The sequence below is a fragment of the Microcoleus sp. OTE_8_concoct_300 genome (assembly GCF_031383065.1).
Taxonomy (GTDB): domain Bacteria; phylum Cyanobacteriota; class Cyanobacteriia; order Cyanobacteriales; family Microcoleaceae; genus Microcoleus.
This window is the reverse complement of the sequence record NZ_JANMZH010000015.1, coordinates 1-5,388: the sequence shown is the minus strand read 5'-3', so window position 1 is coordinate 5,388 and position 5,388 is coordinate 1. Positions and strand designations below refer to the sequence as shown.

4 protein-coding genes and 1 pseudogene are annotated in these 5,388 nt (G+C 47.1%); 2 read left to right on the top strand and 3 right to left on the bottom strand.

Going from position 1 to position 5,388, the window contains the following annotated elements; translation table 11 throughout:
• Nucleotides 1-605: 605 nt before the first annotated feature.
• The 3 genes and pseudogenes from ACUVJL_RS01070 to ACUVJL_RS01060 form a co-directional block, all read right to left on the bottom strand.
• Nucleotides 606-1,067, bottom strand: a pseudogene (locus ACUVJL_RS01070) (apolipoprotein N-acyltransferase); the annotation flags it as partial.
• Between the two features lie 187 nt (nucleotides 1,068-1,254).
• Nucleotides 1,255-2,337, bottom strand: coding sequence for a photosystem II q(b) protein (psbA, locus tag ACUVJL_RS01065; RefSeq protein ID WP_445244149.1), 1,083 nt, complete (start codon nucleotides 2,335-2,337; stop codon nucleotides 1,255-1,257).
• Nucleotides 2,338-2,884: 547 nt separating this feature from the next.
• Complete coding sequence (locus tag ACUVJL_RS01060; RefSeq protein WP_445244148.1) at nucleotides 2,885-3,232, bottom strand: histidine triad nucleotide-binding protein; 348 nt, start codon at nucleotides 3,230-3,232, stop codon at nucleotides 2,885-2,887.
• A gap of 323 nt (nucleotides 3,233-3,555) precedes the next feature.
• Between ACUVJL_RS01060 and ACUVJL_RS01055 the strand changes: the two genes are divergently transcribed.
• Nucleotides 3,556-3,786: a hypothetical protein gene (locus ACUVJL_RS01055; protein ID WP_445244147.1), complete on the top strand. Its 231-nt coding sequence runs from the start codon at nucleotides 3,556-3,558 to the stop codon at nucleotides 3,784-3,786.
• 58 nt (nucleotides 3,787-3,844) lie between these two features.
• Nucleotides 3,845-5,374: a YifB family Mg chelatase-like AAA ATPase gene (locus ACUVJL_RS01050; RefSeq protein WP_445244146.1), complete on the top strand. Its 1,530-nt coding sequence runs from the start codon at nucleotides 3,845-3,847 to the stop codon at nucleotides 5,372-5,374.
• Nucleotides 5,375-5,388: the final 14 nt, after the last annotated feature.

Here is a 5,388-nt window from a genome sequence, read left to right as displayed (position 1 = left end):
CTAATATTTTGTCATATAACAGGCAAGATGACTGATCCACTAATTTATTGGATAATCACAGGCAAGATGCCTGTGCCACTAATTTTTTGGAAAATCACAGGCAAGATGCCTGTTCCACTAATTTTTTGGTAAATCACAGGCAAGATGCCTGTACCACTAATTTTTTGGTAAATCACAGGCAAGATGCCTGTACCACTAATTTTTTGGAAAATCACAGGCAAGATGCCTGTACCACTAATTTTTTGGAAAATCACAGGCAAGATGCCTGTACCACTAATTTTTTGGGGAATCACAGGCAAGATGCCTGTGCCACTAAGTTTTTGGGGAATCACAGGCAAGATGCCTGTGCCACTAATTTTTTGGGGAATCACAGGCAAGATGCCTGTGCCACTGATTTTTTGGGGAATCACAGGCAAGATGCCTGTGCCACTGATTTTTTGGGGAATCACAGGCAAGATGCCTGTGCCACTAATTTTTTGGGAAATCACAGGCAAGATGCCTGTGCCACTAATTTTTTGGGAAATCACAGGCAAGATGCCTGTGCCACTAATTTTTTGGGGAATCACAGGCAAGATGCCTGTGCCACTAATTTTGGAAATTGCGATCGCAAATAGCCACGCCCAAACGGCGACTAAGGCGGCTCCCCACAGGGTGATGAATGCCCAGCAAAAAAGTGCGATCGCCAAACTTGGCCACCAAGGAACTCCCAACCAAGTCATCGGGTGAATTCCCATAATCCAAGATAAAGCTAATCCGTGATAGCCAATTCCCCAAAGTGAAGGAAGAAGGAAGTTCGGCAACGAGCACTGTACAAGATGTAACGGATGGATGTTGAGGAAAGAAGGAAGAAAGAGAAATTTTTGTTTTTGTTGTTCTATTTTTGGCTTTTGATAACTGACAACCAAAACCCACAGGGGAGCTAATGCTACCCAAGCCAATAGCCAAGCATTTACTGGTGCGGTTGTCAATGCCATCAAAATGCCGCTAAAAAATGCGATCGCCCAGGCTAATGTTTTGGATTTATGAACCGCGAGTTTTGCAAATTTGTGCCTGTTAAATATCGCCACTTTGATGATTGCCAAAAATAATAATTCCTAATTAATATATCAGATCGATCGGGAAGAAGGAAGCTCGGCAACGCGCAGTGTACGGGATTTAACGAATTTAACAGAAGAAAATCTATTAAATTCTACTTACCAAAACAAAAAGCGCCCCTATTTCTAGGAGCGCTTTTTGTTAAATCAAAAGCTAAATTTAGCCGTTGATGGAAGGAGCAACCATTGCTACTGGGGTGACTTCACCGGCGGCCAAGTCGAGGGGGAAGTTGTGAGCGTTGCGCTCGTGCATTACTTCCATACCCAAGTTAGCGCGGTTGATGACATCAGCCCAAGTGTTGATGACGCGACCTTGCGAGTCGATAACCGATTGGTTGAAGTTGAAACCGTTCAAGTTAAACGCCATCGTGGAAATACCCAAAGAGGTAAACCAGATACCGACTACTGGCCATGCACCTAACAAGAAGTGCAAAGAACGGCTGTTGTTAAAGCTCGCGTATTGGAAAATCAAACGACCGAAGTAGCCGTGGGCTGCAACGATGTTGTAGGTTTCTTCTTCTTGACCGAATTTGTAACCGTAGTTCAAAGATTCTGTTTCGGTTGTTTCCCGAACCAAAGAAGATGTTACCAAGGAACCGTGCATGGCGGAGAACAGAGCACCGCCGAAGACACCAGCAACTCCCAACATATGGAAGGGGTGCATCAGGATGTTGTGCTCAGCTTGGAACACGATCATGAAGTTGAATGTGCCGCTGATACCCAAGGGCATACCGTCAGAAAAGCTGCCTTGTCCGATCGGGTAAATCAAGAATACTGCGGTTGCTGCTGCAACAGGTGCAGAGTAAGCGACGCAGATCCAAGGACGCATACCTAAGCGGTAAGACAGTTCCCATTCACGACCCATGTAGCAGAAAATGCCAATCAGGAAGTGAAAAACTACCAATTGGTAGGGGCCGCCGTTGTACAACCATTCGTCTAAGGAAGCTGCTTCCCAGATGGGGTAGAAGTGAAGCCCGATCGCATTCGATGAAGGAACAACAGCACCAGTAATGATGTTGTTGCCGTACATTAAGGAACCAGCAACTGGTTCGCGGATGCCGTCGATGTCCACTGGAGGAGCAGCGATGAAGGCGATGATGTAGCAGGCGGTGGCGCTGAGCAAGGTGGGAATCATCAAGACGCCGAACCAACCCACATAAATGCGGTTTTCGGTGCTAGTTACCCACTCGCAGAACCGTTCCCAAACGTTGCCGCTTTCGCGACGCTGTACGGTTGTTGTCATTTGATTTATGATTGCTTAATTGAATTTTCAAGGTTCGTTGTGGGGATGCCCCACGCTTCTATTAGTAACATTATTCACTCTTGTTTGCCAAGGGATTTCTGCTGACAATTTAAACTTTTTACAAAAATTTACAATTACTTAATTCTTCGTAAATATTTGTAGCTTTTTACAAAGTAATATTACACACCAAATCGGTTAAATATAGCGACCTGAAGAACTGAATTTATTGTCTGTAGCTTGGTTCAGCAGTTGGAGCATTTTTTTTGTTCAGGTCGAAATCCTTTCTATTTAAATATCTCTTAATTAGGTCTTGAAGAGATGATTTTTAATATTTATTCACATATCACTGGTGGATTCTGCGACGGTAAGTTTGTATCGGGAGAATACTGACAACTGGGTTTCTAGTGCGATCGGGCTGCATTCTCAATAAGAGCCCATCAACCGGGTTTATTGACGAAAAAAGAAACCCGGTTTCTGAAGCGCTGGGCAATAGAAATCAACCGGGTTTCTGAGGATGAGTCCGCAAGTTCTGCGTAAAAATTAGGCTTTAGCCTGGGGGCCACTTCATCTGCCGTCCGCCGAGAATGTGAAGGTGGAGGTGGTCTACAGTTTGGCCGCCGTCGCTGCCGCTATTAATGACGACGCGATAGCCGTTGCTAAGTCCGAGTTGTTCTGCTACGCGCTTGACAGTCAGCAGCAGGTGTCCCATGAGATCACGATCTTGCGACTCGGCATCGGCTAATTTGGCAATAGGCTGTTTGGGAATGACGAGGATGTGGACCGGTGCTTGCGGATTGATATCTCTGAACGCGAGGGCCAAGTCGTCCTCATAAACAATGTCTGCGGGAATCTCTTTGCGGATGATTTTGCTGAAAAGCGTTTCTTGAGTTGTCATCAAAAGTCCTTGGGTCTGAAACCCCGTCCTTACAGAACGGCTTTACATTGAATTGAATCCCCTTGCGGGGTAGGGGGGTATGGTTGCCCCCCCGTGAGGATATGGTTGTCCTCAATCTCCCATTTCTGGGGTAGAAGAGACGACCTGCCAGGTCGTCTGTACTTCGCCTTTGTTTAGTGAGCTTGTTAGGCTAGCAGCACTGTCGAGCGTGACCTTAGAACTGTTTAAGCACTAGCGACAGAGCAAGGGACTAGCTTCGTATCAAGCGGGTGTCGTGACTCAAAAAACGTAGTCAGTTAAGACGCAAGGCCCGTCAGAATGGCTTGTTAGATTTCTCTTTCAAGCCTCATGCCTTTAGGCTGAGGTTCCTGACGGGTGTTAACGAAGGAAGAAGGAAGAGGGAAAAAGGCCCAAGTGGGAAGAGGGAAGAGGGAAGGCCCAAGTGGGAAGGGAGAAGGGGAAGTGGGAAGAGGGAAGACCCAGCAGGAGAGAGGGAAGAGGAGAAAAAGAAGAGGCAAGGAAAAGTTTTTCTTGCCTCTCCCGATATTCATTAGTCATTGTTAATCATAATAGATGATGAATCAGGGACAGGCAAATTAAGGATAAAGAAAAATGCTTGCTAGGGTTTGGAGTGCATCGATCGTTGGAATTGACGCGGTAAAGGTGGGTGTTGAGGCTGATGTGTCGGGGGGGCTACCGAAAATTGTGGTTGTGGGATTGCCAGATTCTGCGGTGCAAGAAGCTAAGGAAAGGGTTAGGGCTACGCTGAAAAATTCGGGATATGCTTTTCCGATGCGGAGTATTGTGATTAATTTGACTCCGGCGGATTTGCGGAAGGAGGGGCCGAGTTTTGATTTGCCGATCGCCATTGGCATTTTAGCAGCATCGGAACAAGTCAGCGGTGAACTTTTGGGAGATTATTTGTTTTTAGGGGAACTTTCTTTAGATGGGAGTTTGCGGGCTGTGGCTGGGGTTTTGCCGATCGCCGCTGCTGCTAAAAAAATGGGTATTTCGGGCTTGGTTGTACCGGCTGGTAACGCGCAGGAAGCGGCTTTGGTGCAGGGAATATCTGTTTATGGTTTTGAGAATATTTTTGCAGTTACTGATTTTTTGAACAATCCTGAAGTTTATTCGCCTGTAGAAGTAAACGGTCGAGAAGAGTTAGCAAAAACGCGGTTTCCGGGTTTAGATTTAAAGGATGTAAAGGGGCAAATTCACGCGCGGCGGGCTTTGGAAATTGCGGCTGCGGGGGGACACAATTTAATTTTTGTGGGGCCGCCAGGGAGCGGTAAGACTATGCTGGCGAGGCGTTTGCCGGGTATTTTGCCGCCGCTGACTTTTGATGAAGCTTTGGATGTAACTCAGATTCATTCGGTGGCTGGGTTGTTGAAGGATAAGGGAAGCTTGGTGGGCGATCGGCCTTTTCGCAGTCCTCACCATTCGGCATCGGGGCCTTCTTTGGTAGGTGGCGGCAGTTTTCCGCGTCCGGGTGAAATTTCCTTAGCACATCGCGGCATCCTTTTTCTCGATGAATTAACTGAGTTTAAAAGAGATGTTTTGGAGTTTTTGCGGCAACCGCTGGAAGATGGTTATGTGACGATTTCTCGAACTAGACAATCGGTGATGTTTCCGGCTCAATTCACTTTAGTTGCAAGTACGAATCCTTGCGCTTGCGGTTATTACGGCGATTCGATTCAACAGTGTACTTGTTCGCCGCAGAAGAGGGAGCAATATTGGGCTAAACTGTCGGGGCCTTTGATGGATCGGATTGATTTGCAAGTGGCGGTTAATCGTTTGAAACCCGAGGAAATTACGCGACAGCCGACGGGGGAAGAGTCGGAACCGGTGCGGGTGAGGGTGCAGCGGGCGCGAGAGATCGCAACTCGCCGTTTTCAGTCGGAATCTAGTTTGCGCTGTAATGCGGAGATGCAAAGCAGTCACATTAACAAATGGTGTCAGTTGGATGAGGCTTCTCGGAATTTATTGGAGATGGCGATTCGGAAGTTGGGGCTGTCGGCGAGGGCTAGCGATCGAATTTTGAAGGTTGCTAGAACTATTGCTGATTTGTCGGGGGATGAAAGCTTGAAAACGAATCATGTGGGGGAGGCGGTGCAGTATCGGACGATCGATCGGATGCAGTAAGGCGGATGTGCGAT

Bases quoted from the DNA above. Each gene is read 5' to 3' on its own strand.
- ACUVJL_RS01060 (WP_445244148.1), bottom strand. From the start codon at position 3,232: ATGACAACTCAAGAAACGCTTTTCAGCAAAATCATCCGCAAAGAGATT.
- ACUVJL_RS01050 (WP_445244146.1), top strand. From the start codon at position 3,845: ATGCTTGCTAGGGTTTGGAGTGCATCGATCGTTGGAATTGACGCGGTA.
- psbA (WP_445244149.1), bottom strand. From the start codon at position 2,337: ATGACAACAACCGTACAGCGTCGCGAAAGCGGCAACGTTTGGGAACGG.